The 19,441-nt window shown below is 60.4% G+C and carries 24 protein-coding genes and 2 pseudogenes; 9 read left to right on the top strand and 17 right to left on the bottom strand.

Annotated features, from left to right (window positions below; all coding sequences use genetic code 11):
• Nucleotides 1-63: 63 nt before the first annotated feature.
• The gene (locus G7009_RS00210) at nucleotides 64-291 is read right to left on the bottom strand and encodes a DUF6555 family protein (RefSeq protein ID WP_181127971.1); all 228 of its coding nucleotides are present in this window, start codon (nucleotides 289-291) and stop codon (nucleotides 64-66) included.
• A gap of 337 nt (nucleotides 292-628) precedes the next feature.
• On the opposite strand from G7009_RS00210, the gene G7009_RS00205 reads away from it, so the two are divergent.
• Entirely contained in the window at nucleotides 629-892 is a 264-nt protein-coding gene (locus tag G7009_RS00205; RefSeq protein WP_181127970.1) for a DUF1652 domain-containing protein, read from the top strand.
• Nucleotides 893-909: 17 nt separating this feature from the next.
• Here the strand turns inward: G7009_RS00205 and G7009_RS00200 are convergent, their stop codons facing one another.
• From G7009_RS00200 to hemB, 4 genes are all read right to left on the bottom strand, one after another.
• Nucleotides 910-1,524, bottom strand: coding sequence for a Yip1 family protein (locus tag G7009_RS00200; protein WP_181127969.1), 615 nt, complete (start codon nucleotides 1,522-1,524; stop codon nucleotides 910-912).
• A 111-nt stretch (nucleotides 1,525-1,635) separates the two neighbouring features.
• On the bottom strand, nucleotides 1,636-1,923 hold the full coding sequence (locus G7009_RS00195; protein WP_181127968.1) for a hypothetical protein: 288 nt from the start codon (nucleotides 1,921-1,923) through the stop codon (nucleotides 1,636-1,638).
• Nucleotides 1,920-2,456 carry a DUF4142 domain-containing protein gene (locus tag G7009_RS00190; protein ID WP_181127967.1) on the bottom strand — a complete coding sequence of 179 codons (537 nt, stop codon included), beginning with the start codon at nucleotides 2,454-2,456 and terminating at the stop codon, nucleotides 1,920-1,922. Before G7009_RS00190 ends, G7009_RS00195 begins: the two co-directional genes overlap by 4 nt.
• Nucleotides 2,457-2,849: 393 nt before the next feature.
• Complete coding sequence (gene hemB, locus G7009_RS00185) at nucleotides 2,850-3,824, bottom strand: porphobilinogen synthase (protein ID WP_181127966.1); 975 nt, start codon at nucleotides 3,822-3,824, stop codon at nucleotides 2,850-2,852.
• Between the two features lie 375 nt (nucleotides 3,825-4,199).
• Here hemB and G7009_RS00180 point away from each other — a divergent pair, with 375 nt between their 5' ends.
• From G7009_RS00180 to G7009_RS00165, 4 genes are all read left to right on the top strand, one after another.
• On the top strand, nucleotides 4,200-5,084 hold the full coding sequence (locus G7009_RS00180) for an EamA family transporter (RefSeq protein WP_181127965.1): 885 nt from the start codon (nucleotides 4,200-4,202) through the stop codon (nucleotides 5,082-5,084).
• A 49-nt stretch (nucleotides 5,085-5,133) separates the two neighbouring features.
• Nucleotides 5,134-5,454, top strand: a complete 321-nt coding sequence (locus tag G7009_RS00175; RefSeq protein WP_181127964.1) for a YbjQ family protein — start codon at nucleotides 5,134-5,136, stop codon at nucleotides 5,452-5,454.
• Between the two features lie 239 nt (nucleotides 5,455-5,693).
• Nucleotides 5,694-5,882, top strand: coding sequence for a hypothetical protein (locus G7009_RS00170; RefSeq protein ID WP_181127963.1), 189 nt, complete (start codon nucleotides 5,694-5,696; stop codon nucleotides 5,880-5,882).
• 222 nt (nucleotides 5,883-6,104) lie between these two features.
• Nucleotides 6,105-6,410, top strand: coding sequence for a hypothetical protein (locus G7009_RS00165; protein WP_181127962.1), 306 nt, complete (start codon nucleotides 6,105-6,107; stop codon nucleotides 6,408-6,410).
• 135 nt (nucleotides 6,411-6,545) lie between these two features.
• Here the strand turns inward: G7009_RS00165 and G7009_RS00160 are convergent, their stop codons facing one another.
• Nucleotides 6,546-6,878, bottom strand: coding sequence for a hypothetical protein (locus G7009_RS00160; RefSeq protein WP_181127961.1), 333 nt, complete (start codon nucleotides 6,876-6,878; stop codon nucleotides 6,546-6,548).
• A gap of 463 nt (nucleotides 6,879-7,341) precedes the next feature.
• Here G7009_RS00160 and G7009_RS00155 point away from each other — a divergent pair, with 463 nt between their 5' ends.
• Nucleotides 7,342-8,334 (top strand): bile acid:sodium symporter family protein, encoded by a 993-nt coding sequence (locus G7009_RS00155; RefSeq protein WP_181127960.1) that lies wholly within the window; start codon nucleotides 7,342-7,344, stop codon nucleotides 8,332-8,334.
• Between the two features lie 35 nt (nucleotides 8,335-8,369).
• Here G7009_RS00155 and G7009_RS00150 read toward each other — a convergent pair whose 3' ends face one another.
• The 6 genes from G7009_RS00150 to G7009_RS00125 all read right to left on the bottom strand — a co-directional run bounded on the left by G7009_RS00150 (nucleotide 8,370) and on the right by G7009_RS00125 (nucleotide 13,561).
• The gene (locus tag G7009_RS00150) at nucleotides 8,370-9,599 is read right to left on the bottom strand and encodes a DUF1835 domain-containing protein (protein WP_181127959.1); all 1,230 of its coding nucleotides are present in this window, start codon (nucleotides 9,597-9,599) and stop codon (nucleotides 8,370-8,372) included.
• A gap of 144 nt (nucleotides 9,600-9,743) precedes the next feature.
• The gene (locus G7009_RS00145; RefSeq protein ID WP_219856380.1) at nucleotides 9,744-10,025 is read right to left on the bottom strand and encodes a DUF7693 family protein; all 282 of its coding nucleotides are present in this window, start codon (nucleotides 10,023-10,025) and stop codon (nucleotides 9,744-9,746) included.
• Between the two features lie 31 nt (nucleotides 10,026-10,056).
• Nucleotides 10,057-10,602, bottom strand: a complete 546-nt coding sequence (locus G7009_RS00140) for a cupin domain-containing protein (RefSeq protein ID WP_181127958.1) — start codon at nucleotides 10,600-10,602, stop codon at nucleotides 10,057-10,059.
• Nucleotides 10,603-10,687: 85 nt separating this feature from the next.
• Nucleotides 10,688-11,893, bottom strand: coding sequence for an MFS transporter (locus G7009_RS00135; protein ID WP_181127957.1), 1,206 nt, complete (start codon nucleotides 11,891-11,893; stop codon nucleotides 10,688-10,690).
• A 91-nt stretch (nucleotides 11,894-11,984) separates the two neighbouring features.
• Nucleotides 11,985-12,518 (bottom strand): cytochrome b, encoded by a 534-nt coding sequence (locus G7009_RS00130; protein ID WP_181127956.1) that lies wholly within the window; start codon nucleotides 12,516-12,518, stop codon nucleotides 11,985-11,987.
• Nucleotides 12,515-13,561, bottom strand: coding sequence for a catalase family peroxidase (locus tag G7009_RS00125; RefSeq protein WP_181127955.1), 1,047 nt, complete (start codon nucleotides 13,559-13,561; stop codon nucleotides 12,515-12,517). The genes G7009_RS00130 and G7009_RS00125 overlap by 4 nt, the downstream gene beginning before the upstream one ends.
• Before the next feature lie 134 nt (nucleotides 13,562-13,695).
• Between G7009_RS00125 and G7009_RS00120 the strand changes: the two genes are divergently transcribed.
• Nucleotides 13,696-14,211, top strand: coding sequence for a sigma-70 family RNA polymerase sigma factor (locus G7009_RS00120; RefSeq protein ID WP_181127954.1), 516 nt, complete (start codon nucleotides 13,696-13,698; stop codon nucleotides 14,209-14,211).
• Complete coding sequence (locus G7009_RS00115) at nucleotides 14,208-14,960, top strand: anti-sigma factor family protein (protein WP_181127953.1); 753 nt, start codon at nucleotides 14,208-14,210, stop codon at nucleotides 14,958-14,960. Before G7009_RS00120 ends, G7009_RS00115 begins: the two co-directional genes overlap by 4 nt.
• A gap of 255 nt (nucleotides 14,961-15,215) precedes the next feature.
• Here G7009_RS00115 and G7009_RS27555 read toward each other — a convergent pair.
• Nucleotides 15,216-15,380 (bottom strand): annotated as a pseudogene (locus G7009_RS27555) (transposase); the annotation flags it as partial.
• Nucleotides 15,381-15,497: 117 nt separating this feature from the next.
• On the opposite strand from G7009_RS27555, the pseudogene G7009_RS00105 reads away from it, so the two are divergent.
• Nucleotides 15,498-15,996 (top strand): annotated as a pseudogene (locus G7009_RS00105) (amino acid permease); the annotation flags it as partial.
• Between the two features lie 165 nt (nucleotides 15,997-16,161).
• On the opposite strand, the gene G7009_RS00100 reads toward G7009_RS00105, so the two are convergent.
• The 4 genes from G7009_RS00100 to G7009_RS00085 all read right to left on the bottom strand — a co-directional run bounded on the left by G7009_RS00100 (nucleotide 16,162) and on the right by G7009_RS00085 (nucleotide 19,436).
• Nucleotides 16,162-17,397, bottom strand: coding sequence for a mechanosensitive ion channel family protein (locus tag G7009_RS00100; protein WP_181127951.1), 1,236 nt, complete (start codon nucleotides 17,395-17,397; stop codon nucleotides 16,162-16,164).
• An 84-nt stretch (nucleotides 17,398-17,481) separates the two neighbouring features.
• Nucleotides 17,482-17,784, bottom strand: a complete 303-nt coding sequence (locus tag G7009_RS00095; RefSeq protein WP_181127950.1) for a hypothetical protein — start codon at nucleotides 17,782-17,784, stop codon at nucleotides 17,482-17,484.
• Entirely contained in the window at nucleotides 17,781-18,317 is a 537-nt protein-coding gene (locus G7009_RS00090; protein WP_181127949.1) for a hotdog domain-containing protein, read from the bottom strand. Before G7009_RS00090 ends, G7009_RS00095 begins: the two co-directional genes overlap by 4 nt.
• A 153-nt stretch (nucleotides 18,318-18,470) precedes the next feature.
• Complete coding sequence (locus G7009_RS00085) at nucleotides 18,471-19,436, bottom strand: hypothetical protein (protein WP_181127948.1); 966 nt, start codon at nucleotides 19,434-19,436, stop codon at nucleotides 18,471-18,473.
• Between the last annotated feature and the right edge of the window lie 5 nt (nucleotides 19,437-19,441).

The raw sequence follows: 19,441 nt of genomic DNA, 5'->3' as shown, positions 1-19,441 counted from the left end.
GCGTTGTTGCGCTTGCGTTCGACGGCTCTGCGGACCGGCTCCTGGCATTGCCGTAGCTGTTATTCAGTGAGACTGTCTCCAACTGACCGCGGTGATCCCATAGCGCTCTGCCAGCGGCTTGCTGACTTTCTTGATCTTCTCTCGCCCATAGCGCCCGATGCGTCCGATTCCGGCATCGCAGCTCGCCCAATGCCAGGCCTCGGCGTTGTCCATATGCGCGGCGCGAATGATGAAGGACTTGGGCTGTCCATGCAGGGCGTAGTCGATTATGTAGAGGTTGTCATCGCTCATCAGCTGTCCCATATCCCTTTCTATACAAGTGCGGCTGGACCTCGAGCCAGAAATGCCCGGATCTCAAGGTCAGAGCTTGCCGACGTGGAAAAGTTTGATCCGCGCGCTCGAGGTCAAGATGATGGCCAGCGGCAACCGCCTGTCGCTTGGCGGCGACATCTGATCGAACGCACGGAGCGGGCAAGGTTCATCCGCTAAGGTGCAAAGGGGTCGAGGGATGACGTTCATTGACCCAAACAATCGCCCCGGGATGGTGGTCATGCGCAATTTCAATTGGCACCTTCGCCCCGCCAGGCGTAATTCCAACACTTCATTCTCGGGAAGCGAGGTCGCCCCCATGTCCATGCCAGGCGTTTCATTGTTGGAAATGCGTCAGCTGATCGAGCAGGCGTGCTTGCCCGATCGCTGCGAGGTCAGCTGTCCGGACGGTATCAGTCTGAATATCCGTCTGGGTCGTGGGGAAAGCCTCGAGCAGTGCCTGATCCTGAACGGGATCCCACTGGCCAGCATCAATCACTCTCGCGACTTGCTCGCCTTGGTCAACCAGTTACGTACCCAGCAGCGCCCAGGGAACAATACCAGGAGCAGGGCGATCGCCTGACTTGCGTCGCGAGCCGTTCAGCCCAGGCTGGCCGACCGTACATATCCAGGCATCAGCACGTTGAACCAGAACAGGATCATCGATACGAGAATAGTTACCAACAGCAACAGGCCGACGCCCCAGATGCAGGTAGCGAACAGCAAGGCCTGTTCCTTGCGCAACCGTAGGAAGGTCTGCAGACCGCTGTACAGCAAAAAGGTCGCATAGGCCGAAGCGGCCATCAACGCGGTGACCGCGAGCCAGCGACTGGGCACCAGCCCGACCACGCCCGCGACGAACCACGGGGTTGCGCAGTAAGCCGCGAACCCGATGCAACGGTTCAAGCCGGGCGTGCTGTCGAAACCCCTCGACATCCAGCGGATCATCACGCCCATGAGCATGATGCCGACGACCGTCGTGACATAAAGCAATAGGCTCAATTGCGCTGCGCTGGCAAGGTTCAGGCGCACCCGCTCCTCGGCCGCCAGGCTCCAGCCCAGGGTAGTGGTGCCGACGAACAGGCAGAGCGCAGGCACGAGCGCCATGGCCAACAATCGCACAAGGTATTGCTGGGGGTGCGCTTCCTCGGCTCGGCGGATATCCATCCAGGCGTCCGTGGGTCGAGTGAAGAGCTTGAGCAGGGGACTGTTCATGATCACTTTTCCTCCAGGTCGGGCCGCGCAGGTCAGGCCGCGTAGGCGCGCAGTCATTTTCCAATGGAAAGCTTCGATTGGCCGCGGTTCAGCTTTTCTCGCCGCCATTGGTCACTGCAGTTCCAACACCAGCTTCAAGGCGCCGCTGCTACATTTCACATGGTCTCTCACCAGACCGTGGTAGCTACGGCCTTCCCAGACAAAGGCAACGCTGTGAGAACGCTCGAGTTTGTCGGGCAGCGGCGCGGACACGAGCAGCCGCATGCCCGGGCGTCCTTGCAGGTTCACCGCGGCGACCTGGACGTCGCATTCGACCCGGCTGGCCACCGGACCGAACAGGGTGTCGCGTACGTAATCGAGCTGTAGGCAAGTGCTCGGCGCGCGGCAGGGCATCTTCATGGCTTTCGCGCTCCATTGTCGTCGATCGGTAACGCTTTCTGCAGTTGCATGGCTGCCTCCAGATGGTGCTTGAGGACGGGGAGCGTCTGGTGCGCATACATACGCAAAGGCTCCGTGGCGGTGGCTGACTCTTCGTGAGCCTCGAACAGTCGTATCGCATGCTCATGCGCATCGACCTGATGGCGGACATAGGCCGCATCGAACGATGCACCGTCCTGCACCTGCAGCATCATCCTGTCGGCCTTGGCCGCCAGCGTGGCTTCATCCGGCACGTCGAAACCATTGTCCTTGGCCAGATCGAACAGTTCACGATTGGCTTTGTCATGATCGTCGATCATTCGCTGAGCGAAGGCCTTCACCTGAGGATTGCCGGATTTCTCCAGCGCAAGCTGGCTGCTCTGGATCTCGGCGATCGCGGCAGTGGCGGCCTCGTTGACGAAAGTACTGTCGGAGGTGGCGGCTTGGGTCGGGCCACTCATCATGAACGCCAGGATCAGGGCCAGGAGGCTGGGTTTGTAGGGGAGTGCGGGCATGGGCGGGCTCCTTGCTTAAAGTGACGCGCATCTACTGAGAAGCCAGGCTGGTTGCAGGGTTCAACTTTTTTTGCGTCGAACGGCATGATGCCTTTGGCTTCTCGTCGATCGGCAGCGACTCGTTCGCCGTATTCCCCAAGGGCAGGGCATAGTGGATCTAGAGAATGACTACCGACGCGGACGGCTGAGGGAGCCCATACCGCCTCTCAGCGCCGCGTATCCCGCAATCGAACGGCCTTAACGTCGGCGTCAATCGATCAACTGCGCTCCGAAGAGTATGTCGATCTGCTGTGTTCGGTATTTGAAGTCACCCGATCTTGCCAGTACGCGCACTGCCGAAAACGACGAACTCCTGACGTTGAGCAGCTATCGCGCCACAGCCAATGGCTTTGATCAGATCCCTTCGCGGGCAAGGTCCATCGCGAAGTAGGTCAGGATAAGGTCAGCACCGGCCCGCTTGATGGCGCCAATGCTCTCACGCATTACTCGCCCTTCATCGATCGCGCCAGCCAACCCGCCGAACTTGATCATCGCGTATTCACCGCTCACCTGATACGCCGCCAGCGGCAGGCGCGAAGCGGCGCGGATGTCGGCGATTACGTCAAGGTAAGCGCCCGCCGGTTTGACCATCAGTACGTCCGCCCCTTCCTGCTCGTCGAGCAACGACTCGCGTACAGCTTCGCGACGGTTCATCGGGTTCATCTGGTAGCTCTTGCGATCGCCCTTGAGAGAGGTACCACCAGCTTCGCGAAATGGGCCGTAGAGCGACGAAGCAAACTTGGTCGAGTAGGCCATGATTGCGGTGTCACGGAAGCCCGCAGCATCCAGTGCACCACGAATCGCCTGGACCTGACCGTCCATCGCCGCAGAAGGCGCGATGAAGTCGGCACCGGCCGCGGCAGCGACCACCGCTTGCTTGCCCAGGTTGGCCAGGGTGGCGTCATTGTCCACGCCGTGGTCGTGCACTACGCCGCAATGACCGTGGCTGGTGTATTCGCAGAAGCAGGTGTCGGACATCACTACCATTTCCGGCACAGTGTCCTTGCAGATCCGCGCCATGCGCGCCACCAGGCCGTTTTCGTTCCAGGTGTCACTGCCGACCTCATCCAGATGATGCGAGACACCAAAGGTCATGACCGACTTGATACCGGCGCGGGCGTAGCGCTCGATCTCTTGCGCGAGCAACTTTTCAGGGATGCGATTCACACCCGGCATGCTGTTGATCGGCACGAAATCATCAATGCCTTCCTCGACGAATATCGGCAGGATCAGGTCTTCGAGGCGGAACTCGGTTTCCTGGAAGATCGAGCGCAGGGCTTCGTTCTGACGCAGGCGACGGGGACGAACAGAAGGGAAACGGTTGAACATGGAAGCTCCTGGGAATTTTGCGGCCTACACCATATGCCTGTCAGGCGTTACTGAAAAGGTACCGAAGCGAGAGGGTGTGTTGCGCGAGGAGTAATAACAAATACTCGAGTTACCTGGATACGGGCACGGGTGGTTTTCGACCGACCGACAAAGAGGCCGGTGGTTTGAAGTGTGAGGAGACGGCCCGCCGCCACAACGCTGGCGGGCGTCTTGTAGGTGTCAGATCGTTTTACGAACCGTGTGCCGCTGGGCAATGGGGCGTTCGGATTTCCAGAATCGGCCGCGACCGTTTCGATCTCTGGATTCAATACCCACTTGCCCGGAATATGCTTATGCTGTCACAAAATATTTCTCAGCAAGACAGTAGGAGTACCAATGCCAGTCAAGGATCTGTTCCTGGCACTCGTGGTCATCATCGTCTGGGGGCTCAATTTCGTCGTGATCAAGGTCGGGCTCGACGGCGTCCCGCCCATGCTGCTCGGCGCCTTGCGCTTTCTGTTGGTGGCGTTTCCGGCGGTGCTGCTGATCAAGCGGCCGAAGCTGCCCTGGAAGTGGTTGATTGCCTATGGCGCAACCATCTCACTGGGCCAGTTCGCATTCCTTTTCCAATCCATGTATAGCGGCATGCCGCCGGGCCTGGCGTCGCTGGTGCTTCAGTCGCAGGCCTTCTTCACGCTGTTCTTCGCCGCCATTTTCCTGCGTGAGCGTCTTCGTCCGGCAAGCGTGGCCGGCTTGGTGGTGGCCGCTGGGGGGCTGGTGCTGATCGGCAGCGAGGACAGCAGCCATGTACCGTTGCTGGCGCTGTTGCTGACCCTGTGCGCGGGTGCCATGTGGGGCATAGGCAATATCATCACCCGGCGGTTCGGCTCGGTAGATCTGGTGGCCCTGGTGGTCTGGGGCGCGCTGGTGCCTCCGTTGCCGTTTCTGGCCTTGTCGTGGTGGCTCGAGGGGCCGGAGCTGATCAGCCATGCCTTGCTCAACCTCGGTTGGAGCTCCATCGGTGTGCTGGCCTATCTGGCCTTCATTGCCACCATGCTCGGCTACGGGCTGTGGAGCACGCTGCTGTCGCGCCACCCGGCAGGCAAGGTGGCTCCGTTCTCGCTGCTGGTGCCGGTGATCGGCCTCAGCACGTCTGCCTGGCTACTGGGCGAGCGGCTGAGCGTGCTGCAGGGCTGGGGCGCGATGCTGGTGATGCTTGGGCTGCTGATCAATGTATTCGGCGCTCGCCTGGGCCAGCGTCTGCGCGCGGCGGTTTGCTAAGATCGCTCCAGTGCCCGGGCCTTCGCCTGGGCCTGGCCCAGGAGCACGCATGATCATTACCACTACCCATCACATCGAAGGTCGCCAGATCACGGCATACCTCGATGTGGTCAGCGCCGAATCGGTCCAGGGTGTCAACTTCGTGCGCGATTTCTTCGCCCGATTCAGGGATGTCTTCGGGGGCCGCTCGCAGACGCTGGAAAGCGCGTTGAAGGAAGCGAGGGCGCAAGCTACCGAAGAGCTCAAGGCCCGTGCGCGACAGTTGCAGGCCGACGCGTTGGTTGGCGTCAACTTCGAAATCAGCATGCCTTCGGCACAAGGGGGCATGGTCGTAGTATTCGCGACGGGTACGGCGGTACGGTTGAGGTAGGTAGGATAGGGCGGCGCGAGCGTATGATGGCATGCATCCGGAAACCCTCGCGAACTCCAGAAACGGTGCTTCCCTGTCAATGAGCCAGCCGAAAAAGTAAGGCGATGTGCCACTGGTCGGACCGTGCTCTTTCGGACAGGTAGTCCGCAAATGACCGGCTAGTCTGATTTCAACGAGACGATGCTCCTTTAGGCAATCAATCTGCTTGCCGGCGTTGTCGCGATGGAGGGAGACAGGGCATGAATGCAGCGACTTTCGAAGATCTCAATGACGAGTTTCCAATCAACAACCAAGTGTGGTGTGGTCAGACAGCCTTCCGCCTGGGCTTCGCCCATATGACGCTGGATGATTCCCAGCAGCTCAAGCCTGTGCACTTGCAGCGCGCCAAGCTGGGCCGTTTCACGCCACGGTTGCCTGCTCGCAAGTAGGCGGCCATCTGGCTGGCGTTCTGCTCACCGCGACGCAACACCGTATCGCCTACGCCTGGCCTGTTCCGGACAAGAGCGATGTGATCTGTTTTGCGTTCGACGGTGACGCTTTCACTATCTTTATTGATCCTGCTCAAGGTATTGGCCAGTCCCAGTCGCGGACCAGGCGCGACTATGCCTTACTGGCGCAGGATTCGTATCATTAATGGAGTGAGAATCGTCATGCGTATCAGGGAAGCAACTTACTGGAAATGGGCCGATGCGCGCTTGCATAGCCGCGCACATGATGAGGAGCTCAGCGACGGCACCAGTATCGATGTGCAGGTTCGTCTGTCACGAGTGGGAGCGACGCAATTGTTCCTGGGCTTGTATTCGCGTCATGGAAAGGCGCTGCTCGAGGAGTTCTATCCGGCAAGGCCTGGAGAGACCATGACCCGTGCCCTTGTCTGGGGCGTCGAGCGGGCTCGAGCGCTCGCCATCGGAGCGCAACCATCTTCCGACCCTTGGGCCGAACGCTTGCAAGCCTGATTCGCGCAAGTAGCCGGTGGTTGTTGCGTTGGTTTGAAACAAACGGGCCCGGCCGCGTGACGGGACCGTTCACCTCGAATGGAAGCAGATGAACAGTCCCAAGGCTTGCAGGCCGGGCTCACGATTACGGGCGAATCAATTGAGCGGTTCGATCACCTTGACGACCTGCTGCTCGCAGGCGACAGGCCACTGCTGCTGCAGCGTCTGCAATACTCGCCCGACGAACTCGGTGTCGGCGGCAGCCTTCTTGCCGACATAGCCCTGGCCTCGACGGTAGACCTTGAAGCGAGCACGCATGCTTGGCATGTGCTCCTCGAATTCCGCCTCGGTGATGTGTGGTGGCACCCGATCCAGGCGCACTTGGCCCGAGTGGTTCACCCACAGCAGGTGGTCGTCGAGGCTGTCCTTGCGCGTGGCGAACAGCTGAGCCAGTTGATCGATCGTAGGTTGGTCGTTCAAGTTCATCATAAAGCCCCCTAGTACCCATTCGTTGGTCATTTCACGTTCCGGCGCCACTACATGTAGCGCATCGACAAGGCTGCTACAGCAGCATCGCAACAGGGGCTTTCTATACGCTGCCTTATGGACAGTTCCCGCTCCACGAACGGCCTGCGTTACCGCGCAGACCGTCTGGAATACCCATGCCACCGCTCCCGATCGGGGAGACGGGCCCATCATGCACAAGCGAGATAAACGTCGTCAACCGTTTTGTAGTGAAATATTTTAAGTACTACATAATGTCGGACAATCCTTCATGAGAGGCTTCTTCGAGATGATGGGCCCCTGTAGCGAGCACTGAGGTCGCCTTGGCAGAAGCAGGCGGCATGAGTGTCCGTTTGGCGACATCGCGGGTTATTCCGGCGTTAGCAAGACAGCGTACAACCCTCTATGGTGCTCTCTACACAATGACAAGCCGCGACGGAACCCTGCCATGAAGTACTTGCGAATGCTCTTCGACAAATTCACCCTGGCCTTGCTCGGCGTGGTACTGATCGCCACGCTGCTACCCTGCAGCGGCGACGGGGCGGTATGGTTCGGCTGGGCCACCAACCTGGCGATCGGCCTGTTGTTCTTCCTGCACGGTGCCAAGCTCTCTCGCGAGGCCATCATCGCGGGCGCGAGCCATTGGCGCCTGCACTTGCTGGTGTTCAGTTGCACCTTCGTGATGTTCCCGCTGCTGGGCCTGGCCCTCAAGCCGTTGTTCCTGCCGCTGGTGGGCAATGAGCTGTACCTGGGCGTGCTGTACCTTTGCGCGTTACCGGCCACCGTCCAGTCGGCGATCGCCTTCACCTCCCTGGCGCGCGGCAACATCCCGGCGGCGATCTGCAGTGCCGCGGCCTCCAGCCTCCTGGGCATCTTCCTGACGCCGGTACTGGTCATGTTGTTGATGGGGGCCGATGGTGAGACCGGCTCCGGCCTCGATGCCGTGCTGAAGATCACGCTGCAGCTGTTGGTGCCGTTCGTTGCCGGGCAGTTCGTCCGCCGTTGGATCGGCAACTGGGTCAAGCGCAATGCCCGCTGGTTGAAAGCGGTCGACCAGGGCTCGATCCTGCTCGTGGTCTATACCGCGTTCAGCGAGGCGGTGGTAACCGGTCTGTGGAGCACTGTCTCGCCGCAACATCTGGCGGGCCTCTTCGCGGTCTGTTTCATCCTCCTGGGGGTCGTGCTGCTGCTCATCCGGATGCTTGGGCGGTTGTTCGGTTTCAACCTGGAAGACCGCATCACCATCCTCTTCGCTGCCTCGAAGAAGAGCCTGGCGACGGGGGTGCCGATGGCCCAGGTCCTGTTCGTCGGCACCGGCATCGGCGCGATGATCCTGCCCTTGATGCTGTTCCACCAGATCCAGCTCATGGTCTGTGCAGTGCTGGCCCAGCGCTATGCGCGCCGCGAAGAGATGGTCGAGCAGACGCCGGTTGCCTCATGAAAGCATTGAGATCCGCCTGGACTTCATCTGTCAGGTCAGTCGCGCCATATCGGCTGCAGCCCCGCGTCCAGGGCCCAGTGCCCTTGGCCGGGTCGCAGTTGCACACCACCGACCCAGCGCTCGCATCCGATCAGGTCCAGGCCGTACGCCTGTCCGGCGAGCACCTGATGCCCCAGCGCGGTCAGGCTCAGCGTGCGACGGGTCCACTGCTGTTCCTGCTCGGTCTCGACGATCAGCGGGCGGGGTGAGTCGATAAGGGGACGTAGAAGCGCGTGGAACATCATGTCGCCGAGGAACGGTAGCGGCTCGCGCACGGCCATCAGTTCGGCGAACAACCTGCCGAAGGTTTGTGGACCCAAGTCTTGCAAGGACTGCAGGGCAAGACGCTCGGTCAGTGACAGTCCATCGGCAAGACCGGGCAGCTCCTGCAACTGGCGCAGCAATGCCGGGGCCAGCAGCGGCAATGCCGTATGCCGACCCTGGGCCAAGGCTGCCCAGGCCAGGGGGGAAGGGGCACGGTAGGCAGCCCAGGCTTCGCGCGCCAGGCTCAGCATGGCGGTATCGACCTTGCGCCGCTGTGGCCAGAGCCAGGCCAGCACTTCAGGGGCCAGCTGTCCGATACCGATGAAGCGCTGCACGCCCGGTACTCCATCGCTTTCGATCAGGCTCAGGTCGTCCGGAACTTCTGCCAGACTGGCCAGCACCCGGATCAGGAACAGCTGATCATAGGCATCGGCCTCGCACCACAACACGCCCGGCGCCTGGCGCTCGAGCAGTGCCAGGCTTGCATACTCGCCATCCAACCGCTGCCTGGCGTGTCGAAGGTCCATGCCGAAAGCCTGGCTGATGAAGCGGCTGCGCAGGGCGCAGTAGTCGTCCTCGCTCACGGCCGGTACCGGACCCATGCACAGCGGATCGCTGAGCATGTGGAACTGTCCCTTGAAACCCGCCAGTCGCAGGCTGTGCTGGATATCGTTGCCGCAGCGCCAGTGATGGGTCTGTGGCCTGTCGTCGGCAACGAATCCGGGGTTGCGGCTGGCGAAGGCAAGGGCATCGCAATGAGCCTTGAGCTGAGGCCAGTTGGTGAAGCCCAGATTGCGCGCGACCAGCCGCTGCGCGTCCGCCAGCTTCGGTGGTCGGTGCGGGTCGTCGGCAGCATGGATTTCTTCCGCGCGTAGACGCTGCAACAGTTCCTTGGCGCGCTTGCGTTGCTGATCGAGGTTCAGGCGGCCGTCCGTGATGGCGGCCGGGTGGGTAGCAGGCATGCGATCTCCTTGGCTAGCCTAGTCCGCTGTTCGGCTGGAGTCGTCATGAACGATAAGGGGTATACAGTCCTGGGCGCAGCCCTTTCCGCGGACGGGAGGCGTGGAACATGCCGGCTGTGACTATAAGCGGTCGATACGGCGGCTTCAAGCGCGCGCGAGCAGTCGCTCGATCTGCGCGCGTTCCCAGAGGCTGAGCAGGCTCACGGGGTCGGTGTCGTAGCGGTGCCAGTCCTCCAGACCGGCGCTGCGACCTTCGGGACTGACGGCGCCGAGGCAGTACGCCAGGCCTTCGCAATCCCAGGCCAGGCTCAGGTGCCAGTCATCGATGGCTACCTCGATCACGTCGGCCTGCCGTTGCCGCAGGATCAGCGGGCTGACACCGAGGGCGGCATCGCGCAGGCGCTGGTAGACATCGCGGCTGTTCAAGGACGACGCAGTGGCCGACGCAGCCCGCGACTCAGAAGTTGGCGGGGGTATTGGCACTGATGATCTCGGCCTCTTCGGGGCCGATATTCTTGAAGCTGTGCGCCAGGGTGGTAGGGATGTAATACCCATCGCCGGAGTTGAGAACGCTTACCTGGCCGTCGACCCACATTTCCACCGTGCCGCGGGTAACCAGACCGCACTCTTCGCCCTCGGCGTGCACGATCGGCTCGCCGGAATCGGCACCTGGAGCGTAGAGCTCACGCAGCAGGCGCATCTGTCGACCTTCGACGCTGGCACCGACCAGCAGCATGCGCAGGCCGTTGCGGCCCAGGTCCGGCTGCTCGCCGCCACGAAACACGAAACGTTCCTCACGCACCGGTGTATCGAAACTGAAGAACTCGGCAAGGCTCATTGGAATGCCTTCGAGCAACTTTTTCAGGGAACTGACCGAGGGACTGACGCGATTCTGTTCGATCTGCGAAATCGTCGAGTTGGTCAGACCGCTGCGGCGGGCCAGTTCCCGCTGGGAGAGGCCGTTGCGTTCGCGCACCAGTTTGAGTCGTGTCCCTGTGTCCATAGCCGCCTTGATGTAGAAATGAGTGGTGTAAAGAATAATGGCCGACGCATTTAAACACACTACGGGGATCGACGCGCTGTGCTTGTCAGCTTCGTGGGGCTACGGGTGCTGGCCACAGGCCGACCAGTAGCAGCAAGACGGCAATCGCCAGGTAGGGCAGGCGCGGATCGACGGCGTAGACCAGGGTTGCGGCGAGTGGACCGATCACCGCGCCCATGCCTTGCGCGGCTCCGATGGAACCCGCGGTCGCGCCCTGCTCGGAGGCATGCATGGCATTGGCCGCCAGGGCGGAAAAAGCAGGAAAGACAAAGCCCATGCCCGCCGCCGCGACGAAGAAACAGGCCCACAGCACAGGGGCGGTGCTGGCCAGTGCGGCGCAGGCGAAGCCCAGCGCCGATACACTTGCGCCCACGCGGATCATCTTCAGCGGCGGCCATTCAAGCTTGCGCATCATCACCTGGGCGAAAATCAACGCGACCCCCACGGTTGTCAGCGCGATGCCGGCTGCCTGAGCGGCTTCGCCCGCTGGCAGCTGCAATCGATCGAGGGCGAAGAAACCTACGGTAATCTGCGAAACGGTCACGCTGAGCATGGCGGCGAATGCCACCAATAGGGGCCGACGCAAGCGTGGATCGCTCAGGCGTACCGGGTTGGGCGCATGGGCGTGATGCAATGGCTGCGGCTTGAGCTTGAACAGCAGTATCAGAAAGGCGCTCGCCGGTAGCAACGACATGACATAGAACGGCAGGCTCAGGCTGTAACGTGCCAGCAGCGCCGCCACCGCCGGACCCAGGACCAGGCCGACGGCATTGGCCGCGCCCAGCGAGGCCATGGCGCGCGCGCGCGCCTGCGGTTCTACATGGTCGGCGATCAGGGCGGTACCCGCCACGGGCAGGGCGGCATAGAAACCACCGATCATGCCGCGCACCAGCATCATGCCGATGAAGGCGAGGGTAGCGCCAGGCAGCCAACGCAACGCACCGTCGATAAACAGGCACAGCAGCCAATAAGACAGGGTGAAGCCGGCGCTGCCCAAGAGCAGCACGCGGCGACGTCCGTAGCGGTCGGCGGCACGCCCCCAAGGCCTGGCGAGCAGCACCCAGACTACCCCGGCCACGGTCACGGCGGCCCCCGCTTGCCAGGTCGCCATGCCCAGCAAGCGGGAGATGGGGCCGATCAAGGCGACGAAAGCCATCATCGACATGGTGCAGGTCATGTTGACCAGCAACAGCGGGCGTATGTCCAAGGCGCGGGCGGTGTTCAACGAGGCAGGATCCTTTGCGACATTCATCGGGCAGTCCATAACAGTCAGCGGCAAGTACCTGTGATGTTAGTAATAATTTTTTGCATTTGTCGAACCGGACTGCCCGCAACGGATACATTCACCGGCGCAGCGGCCCTGGCCACATGCTCCGCATGACGCCATCACGTCGCACCAGGGCATGCATCAATGCCGCTCCCAGATGCACCAGCACCGTGGCGAACAGCAGGTAGCCAGCCCAGCCGTGGGCCTGGCGCAACAGGGCATAGAGGTGCAGATCGTGGGGCGCGATGGCCGGCAGTTGCAACGGTCGCGGATAACCGCCCGCCGAGAGCATCGCCCAACCCAACAGCGGCATCGCCAGCATCAAGGCGTAGAGCACCCAGTGCGAAATACCGGCCGCCAGACGTTGCACGCGGGGCAGATCATTCGGTATCGCAGGGTGCGCCAGGGCCAGACGCAGACCGATGCGCAGCAGGACCAATGCCAGCAGTGCCAGGCCGATCGCCTTGTGCCATTGAATGAACTGACCATGCCGGACCGACAGGTCGCCGATCATGCTCACGCCAATGAACAACTGCGCCAGGATCAGCGCGGCCATCAGCCAGTGGATCAGCCGATGCAGAGGATGAAAGGCGATGGATGGGGAAGTCATGGTCGGGCTCCGGAGGGTTGCGTTTCACGGCTGCGGCGGTTGAAGGACTCGGCATAGGCGGCCGAGCGGGCGGCCAGGATAGGATCGGCAGAAGCCTTGATGCCTTGGGGCAGGATCAGCGGGTCGAAATTGAGGTCACGGCAAGCGCCTTGCTCGGGCGGTTCGACGCTTTCGATTACCAGCATCCCGGCGTCGATGCTGCGACGATCGTCCGGCCAGGCTTGGCTGGGGTCGTCGACTGGGTCGCCTGGCTCCGCCAAGGTCAGGCGCAGGCTCCAGCGCAGCGGACCCTGTGCCAGCCGCTGGCGCAAGTCATGCTGCAGATAGTCGACATCCCGCACGTCGCTTGGCAGCGCGTTGAAGGCTGTCTCCGGTACCAATTGCCAACGAACGGGCTGGACATGGCCAGCGGCGTCGATCAAACGAAAGGCATTGATGCTGTTGTACCCGGTGTTGGCGAAACTGTCGCTCGCCTTGTAGCTGGACGCCCAGGCACGGAACGCGGCGCTTTCCGGATGCGCCGCGAAGAACGCCTGCATCCGTGCAGGGTCGGGTTTGCCTGTCGCCGGATCCGGGGTCATCGCCAGCACCTGCTGATAGAAGGCTTGCGGCGTGCCCACCGCCAGGACCGGGGGGTTGTTCATCCCGCTGCGCCAGACCTGGCCGTCGTCCGTGGCGAATTGTACCGCGAGGCTGCGCGTGGGCACTTTGGTGTCCGGGGTCGAAGGGTTGGCGCCACCGATGGCGAAGCGGCCGATCACCGGCACACGGGGCTGGCTGAATACCCGCGCGGTGGACAGCGATCGAGCCAGGCCGCTACTGGCGAAATGGCCTGTCACGCAGATGCCCTTGGCGTGGTTCTTGCGATAGCCCGGATGATGACCGGCCTGGGCCTCGAAGGTGTCAATGATCCGTTGCGGGGTGAGGCCGGGCGTGCCGATCCAACCGGCGGCATAGGCGAATGAGCAGGCCAGTGCCGTGAGGCCCGCACCGATGGCAATCAGGCGCACGTACTTGGCGGGGCCGTGTAACGGGGTCTTCATGAACGCGTTCCGAGGTAGGTGAATGAGCCGGTACGACGGTACGGACGACCTTTTATTCCCTTGGGCCTGGAATAAGTTTCGAAGGAAGGCGTCTGCTCCGTACACTGAACGTCCTGGAGGCACCGACCCTGGCCATGCATGATCTTGACGAGCAACAATGGCGCGAGCTGCTGCAGCGCTTGCGCCGCTTCGCGCTGTGGCTGAGTCGCGAGCCCGGCGGTGCCGACGATCTGGTCCAGGCGACGGTCGAACGGGCCCTGACCCGTCGTGACCAGCAGCGCGACGCCGAGGGGTTGCGACCCTGGTTGTTCGCCATCCTTTATCGGCTCTTTCTCGACGGCAAGCGGCGTGAGCGGCTGCATGCGCGCTGGCTGTCCTGGTTCGGCCATGCACCTGACGAGGCTACGGGCAACGAGACCGAGAGCATTATCCTGGCCCAGGCTGACCTGGAGGCCTTTGCTCGCTTACCGGACGAACAGCGTGCACTGCTGTTGTTGGTCAGCGTCGAAGGCCTGAGCTACAGGGAAGTGTCCCAGGCGCTGGACATCCCCATGGGCACGGTAATGTCACGCTTGTCGCGTGCCCGTGCTGCCTTCCGAGTATTGGCCGAGGGCAAGCCTGCGCCCCCGGCGTTGCGGAGATTGAAATGACGACCCTGATTCCTACCGAGCAAGAGCTGCACGCCTATGTCGATGACCGTCTGACGGCTACGCGCCGCGCCGAGGTCGAGTCCTGGCTGGCGGCCAACCCGCAGCAGGCGCAGCGGATAGACGCCTGGCGCAGCGACGCTCGACGCTTGCGCACGGCCCTGGCGGGCCTCCATGAACTGCCTGCTACAGCGCCGCTGGACCTTTCCCGCCTGGATCGACAGCTGCGTCATCGTCGCCGACGCAGGTTCGCCAGCGCTGCGGTGCTAGTGCTTGCGTTGGGGCTTGGTGGTTTTGCTGGTTGGCAGGCGAAGGAAGCCACCTTGCAGGTCGATGTCTTGCCGATGGCGGATGCCCTGCAGGCACATCGGTTGTTCGCGGACACGCCTGCTTTGGATATTCGCGCGAGTGCGCCGGCTGCCTTGCAGGCGTGGCTGGGGCGTCATTTCAGTCGGGTAGGGGAGTTGCCTGACCTGGCAGCGTACGGGTTCGAGCCGGTAGGGGCGCGCTTGCTGAGCAATGAACAAGGGCCGGCGGCGTTGTTGGTATTCGAGGATGGCGGGGGGCAGCGAGTCAGCCTGTTCCTGCGGTCGCCTGGGGAACGGTTCGAGCGGATGCCCAGTGGGGAAAGGACGGAAGGGGCCTTGCAGGCGCGGTATTGGTCGCATGGGGCGTACAACTTTGCGCTGGTGGGGGCGGCGGATGATGCGCGTGGGGAGCGGTTGCGGGAGGTGTTGGGGGTTAGCCTTTGACGAAAGGCGCTAATATCACAATCTTGTATGCTGCCAGGCAGGGACTGTCACTGGGGCACTTATACAGGGTGAATATCCATTTACGTTAGTGGCCCATACTCACCTTTCCGCCCTTACGGCGGGTCCCTTTCTGCGTTGTTCAAGGTAGTTGTCGCGTCGACCATGCAACTATGCCGCTTCTTTCGCGTACTGCTGCTCCCGGTCAGGATTCAGAAGTACAGTGCCTATCGGTGCCCAGTTGCGTGTTGACCCGGTAGAGAACTTCATTTCCACCGACCAGGATTCGGCTGAGTGATGGGGATCGGCCACTTCACATCCTTTGGCTCTGGCTTGTTTACGCCAGTTGGACAGCGACATTTCGATGACTCCCTCGCGCCGGGCTACCTCGGCCATCGTCAGGCTCAGCGGGGGGAGCAGCATCTTGAGCGGTTCAGTTTTACGCTCAGAGGAATCGTACGGCACTTCGACTCGCTTTCCGCCCCCGGGGTTGATTTTCAGGTGAATCGGGAGAGGCGACAACTATCCTGACACCAGGGGTTCTCGACCAGCCGGATGCTGTTTGGCTTGGCGCAGGAAGGCGTTGCACCGCAGCGCTTCACTACACTGTCGAAACGCTCGGTGCCGTCCAGCGGGTTGATCTTCTCCTGCACCTGCTTGCTGGCAGGCGTTTGCTGGTGCATCTGATCCCAAACCTGATGCAAGCATTCACCCTGATCACTACGATCTCCGCAATCCTTTTCATGTTTGTCTGGTCGATCATTCTGCTGTCTTACCTGGCCTACCGGAAAAATCGGCCAGCGCTGCATACAGCGTCGAAGTACAAATGCCTGGCGGCGTGATCATGGCCTGGGCGTGCCTGGCTTTCTTCGCATTTATCATCGCGCTGCTGACGTTGGAGACCGATACGCGCCAAGCCTTGAGCTTCGCTCCAGCAGGTTTTGTGCTGCTGGGCATCTCGTATCAGTTCGTACGAAAAAGCAAACCCCGGGCAACACCACTCCACTTGGAAACAACACCCGACAACCAAGCGCTTTGAATGAGGCCGCTCGATTGGCCGTGAGACCGACCTGACGTGCGTCGAGCGCTCTGTGGTCTACGTGTCCGGTAAGTCGTACCTCAGAAGGTTCGACTTACCGCTTGTCGGTCATTCGCCGGAGGCGTAAAAGCCGAGAAAGCATCTTTATTACGGTGCTGGGGCGGGTCAGGCAGGTCGTTTTTTGTCCGTTCGGATTGTTCTTGGAATGTACGACAGAGAGCTTATATCCTTTCCGCTCGGATTCTGGAAAATAACAAGATCGAAATAGTTGGCAACTGCGAAGATGTACTCAAATATCGATGATTGCGCCTCCTCATAATCAACCCAATTAGTGCTCTTGCTAAAGCAGTAAATTTCGATCGGTAAGCCATCGGCAGTCGGGGAGAGCTGGCGCACCACGAGGTACATTTCCTGGTTGATGTCTTTCCTCGACTTAAGATGAGCGACGATGTGCTTTCTGAATAGTCCGAGATTGGTAAGGCCATCAAATATGACTTGCTTGGTGTTCTCGGAGAGGATCATTTCCTCCATGGCGTAATGAAGCTTGTCCTTTGCGTACAGCACTGACTCGATTGACTGCAAAAGTTCGCGGCTGGCAAAAGCAATGCTGGACTGGTCAACATAAAAGCTACGCTTTATGCGGCGGCCTCCCGAGTCGAACATAGGTTGCCAGTTGGTATAGCTGTCGGTAATAAAGTTTTTGGTGGGAACACGGGAGATCGTATTGTCCCAATTCCTGATGGTTATGGTGTGCAAGGCGATATCGATAACCTCGCCACTGATGTTGAGTTGGGGGATCTCGATCCAGTCATCAATCTGAATGACACTGGATGAAGAGACTTGTATATTGGCAACCAACGAAATAAGCGTATGCTGGAAAACCAACATCAGCACAGCGGCGGCAGCCCCCAGGCTAGACAGGATGATGACGGGTGACTTGTTGGAAAGCGTGGCAACTATCAGTATGATTGCCACGCCCGAAACCACCAACTTGGCGATTTGGATATAGCCTTTTATGGACCTGTGCTTATGAAGCAGGTGCTTTTCGCTTCCCGCATCCAGCGCATCATTGATGACAATCGCTATATTAATGACACCCAGTGCACCGCATATTGTCTGGATGGCTGATATGACTGCATCGTCAAGGGCTAAACCGGATTTGCTCAAGATAAAGAAAACTAAAATAGGGGCGATTTTCGATAAGCGTTTGACAATGCGAATTTCGCGATCTGTGTATTTTTTGTAGTGATTGCGCCCTGAATGAAAAAGCAGCTTGACCGTAAGGCGCAGAATAATAAAGCGGACGATAAAATAAGACGCCAGGCTCAGGAGTGTCGCAATCCCTAGCAGGACTAATACATAAACAGCATAGCTTTTTTCGGAGAGTTCAATAAGCCACATGGAGAGACCTCAATATATAGTTTACCGCTGGCTTTCCGTTTGACAAGCGCCAAGCTATCCAGTAGACAAGATCCGCGGTTGTGGCTAGCGGCGCTCTCGCGCCAAGGCCTTTTGGTAACACAGAAAATCCGACGATCGCTGCCGTTTCTGGTATGCGGCCTGATAGGACTCCGCACTGTTCGAGCAGGCGTCCGGTGTTCCGTTACTCATTTCGCGTTCCAACGCTTTTTCGTAGCAGATGAAATCGCCAGCGCGCTTATTGTGCTCATAGCGCTCTTGATAGGTCTGCGGGCGCTCCGAGCAACGGTCATCAGGCGTATCGGCACATCCGGTCGTAGAAGCGGCCAGCACTGCGCAACTGATCCAAATAGTTACCAACGCCTTCATTGGGGTCTCCTTGAGTGGCAAGAATTGCCTGATGCCGGTGAATCCGGCGCCCAGCCCAGTTCCTGGAGCTCGTCATAACGGGCCTGCAACTCTTGGCGCCTTTGCTTGCGCAACAGGCCCTTGGCGTAACGGCGACATTCGGTCGGCGTGTCGGGGACCAGTGCGCGCACCGGGCAAGGTCTGCCGTTGGCGTCGATGGCGACCATGGTGAAGTAGCAACTGTTGGTGTGGCGCACGGTGCGCTCATGGATATTCTCGGTCATCACCTTCACGCCAACTTCCATCGACGTACGGCCGGTGTAGTTGACCGAGGCAAGGAAGGTGACCAATTCACCCACATGGATCGGCTCCTTGAATGTCACTTGATCCACTGAAAGCGTAACCACATAACTGCCTGCATAACGTTTGGCGCAGGCGAAGGCGACCTCGTCGAGCATCTTGAGTAACGCCCCTCCATGCACATTGCCGGAAAAATTGGCTTTATCTGGCGTCATGAGCAGGCTCATGCTCAGTTGGTAGCTGCCGGGTTCCATAGTTTCCTCATTTCAGTAGGCATTTGCGCCTCTTGCTGCCCTGTAGGTCTGGCGCTTGGAGGCTTGATGTAGAGTGCTTGCGCTTTTTCTTCGATACCGAAGCCGCCTTCTTGGCGGCCGTTGGAAAGTCCTGAGGGGTCAAAATCGGCAGGGTTACGGCGCACGCCGTTTTTTCAGCAGCTGCCAGAGCAGCGGCCAGCAAAAAATGAGCGGGTAGCGGCGCAAGCGGTCGGCGTGCTCGATTGGCTTGCCCCAGTGCCGCTCCAGTTTCCAGATGGCGTAATCCACGCCGCCCTTGACCGTGAACAGTGACCTGGTCAAGCGCAGTACATTCAATGCCTGGCCCTGTATGCGCCTGACCCGCCAAGTCATTGCCTGGCGTCGCTGTTGTTCCGGGCTGGTATGGTTGATGTACAGCTTCTCGTCCTGAGCGCCGACATAGCCAGCGCCAAGTACCCTGCAAGACGCTTCCAGCAGACCGGAGAAGTAATCGTGGTTCTGGCGTGCGATCAAGGCCGGACGTTCGCTGTTCTCGGGGCGCAGTTCAGTGCCATAGGTAAACGTCAACGCACGGGTCCAGAAGGTTTCGTTATTGAACATTGCCGGCTGTAGAGCGATGGTTTCGGATATGAGGCGCCGTACTGCGTGGCAAACCGCGTCTTCAATCCGTAATCCGGTCATGGGGGTGCGGCTGAACACCAGCCGACTGGGTTGGGCGAAGCGCGCCCACAGGTAGCTTTGAAACCAGCTCCGGTTGCCGCGCTCAAAGTCGTCAAGGGACAGGATCGCGCATTTCGCGCGTATCTCGTTGCCAGTCGCATTGATAGCCTTGAACAGAAAGACGGTGGGTGGGAGCAACGCACTGGCCCACTGGCTGACCTTGGACGGATGGATGTCACGGTACTGATCGACAAGGATATACAGGTCGACTAGCCCTTCCCCGGTGTTGCGGGTACGAAGGCACGAACCGTAGAACAGGATGGCCGAGATAGCGCTGCCGAACTCTGCCAGCAAGGCGTGTTTCAACGTATGCAGGTCTTTGTTGATCGGGCGGGCAAGCTCCCGGATAACCTGTTTCTTCAGTTCAACCAACGCCAGGTCGGATTCAGTCTGGGTCATGGGAC

This window comes from Pseudomonas capeferrum (assembly GCF_013523055.1).
GTDB classification, from domain to species: domain Bacteria; phylum Pseudomonadota; class Gammaproteobacteria; order Pseudomonadales; family Pseudomonadaceae; genus Aquipseudomonas; species Aquipseudomonas capeferrum_A.
Note: the sequence above shows the minus strand (reverse complement) of the source record. Positions and strands in the feature narration are given on the sequence as shown.

Excerpts from the sequence above, each read along its gene's own strand:
- G7009_RS00125 (WP_181127955.1), bottom strand. The coding sequence starts at position 13,561 with ATGAAGACCCCGTTACACGGCCCCGCCAAGTACGTGCGCCTGATTGCC.
- G7009_RS00115 (WP_181127953.1), top strand. The coding sequence starts at position 14,208 with ATGACGACCCTGATTCCTACCGAGCAAGAGCTGCACGCCTATGTCGAT.
- G7009_RS00195 (WP_181127968.1), bottom strand. The coding sequence starts at position 1,923 with ATGAAGATGCCCTGCCGCGCGCCGAGCACTTGCCTACAGCTCGATTAC.
- G7009_RS00140 (WP_181127958.1), bottom strand. The coding sequence starts at position 10,602 with ATGGACACAGGGACACGACTCAAACTGGTGCGCGAACGCAACGGCCTC.
- G7009_RS00190 (WP_181127967.1), bottom strand. The coding sequence starts at position 2,456 with ATGCCCGCACTCCCCTACAAACCCAGCCTCCTGGCCCTGATCCTGGCG.
- G7009_RS00150 (WP_181127959.1), bottom strand. The coding sequence starts at position 9,599 with ATGCCTGCTACCCACCCGGCCGCCATCACGGACGGCCGCCTGAACCTC.
- G7009_RS00095 (WP_181127950.1), bottom strand. The coding sequence starts at position 17,784 with ATGAAGGCGTTGGTAACTATTTGGATCAGTTGCGCAGTGCTGGCCGCT.
- G7009_RS00100 (WP_181127951.1), bottom strand. The coding sequence starts at position 17,397 with ATGTGGCTTATTGAACTCTCCGAAAAAAGCTATGCTGTTTATGTATTA.
- G7009_RS00085 (WP_181127948.1), bottom strand. The coding sequence starts at position 19,436 with ATGACCCAGACTGAATCCGACCTGGCGTTGGTTGAACTGAAGAAACAG.
- G7009_RS00210 (WP_181127971.1), bottom strand. The coding sequence starts at position 291 with ATGAGCGATGACAACCTCTACATAATCGACTACGCCCTGCATGGACAG.
- G7009_RS00200 (WP_181127969.1), bottom strand. The coding sequence starts at position 1,524 with ATGAACAGTCCCCTGCTCAAGCTCTTCACTCGACCCACGGACGCCTGG.
- G7009_RS00175 (WP_181127964.1), top strand. The coding sequence starts at position 5,134 with ATGATCATTACCACTACCCATCACATCGAAGGTCGCCAGATCACGGCA.
- G7009_RS00090 (WP_181127949.1), bottom strand. The coding sequence starts at position 18,317 with ATGGAACCCGGCAGCTACCAACTGAGCATGAGCCTGCTCATGACGCCA.
- hemB (WP_181127966.1), bottom strand. The coding sequence starts at position 3,824 with ATGTTCAACCGTTTCCCTTCTGTTCGTCCCCGTCGCCTGCGTCAGAAC.
- G7009_RS00120 (WP_181127954.1), top strand. The coding sequence starts at position 13,696 with ATGCATGATCTTGACGAGCAACAATGGCGCGAGCTGCTGCAGCGCTTG.
- G7009_RS00205 (WP_181127970.1), top strand. The coding sequence starts at position 629 with ATGTCCATGCCAGGCGTTTCATTGTTGGAAATGCGTCAGCTGATCGAG.
- G7009_RS00180 (WP_181127965.1), top strand. The coding sequence starts at position 4,200 with ATGCCAGTCAAGGATCTGTTCCTGGCACTCGTGGTCATCATCGTCTGG.
- G7009_RS00130 (WP_181127956.1), bottom strand. The coding sequence starts at position 12,518 with ATGACTTCCCCATCCATCGCCTTTCATCCTCTGCATCGGCTGATCCAC.
- G7009_RS00160 (WP_181127961.1), bottom strand. The coding sequence starts at position 6,878 with ATGATGAACTTGAACGACCAACCTACGATCGATCAACTGGCTCAGCTG.
- G7009_RS00170 (WP_181127963.1), top strand. The coding sequence starts at position 5,694 with ATGAATGCAGCGACTTTCGAAGATCTCAATGACGAGTTTCCAATCAAC.
- G7009_RS00165 (WP_181127962.1), top strand. The coding sequence starts at position 6,105 with ATGCGTATCAGGGAAGCAACTTACTGGAAATGGGCCGATGCGCGCTTG.
- G7009_RS00135 (WP_181127957.1), bottom strand. The coding sequence starts at position 11,893 with ATGAATGTCGCAAAGGATCCTGCCTCGTTGAACACCGCCCGCGCCTTG.
- G7009_RS00155 (WP_181127960.1), top strand. The coding sequence starts at position 7,342 with ATGAAGTACTTGCGAATGCTCTTCGACAAATTCACCCTGGCCTTGCTC.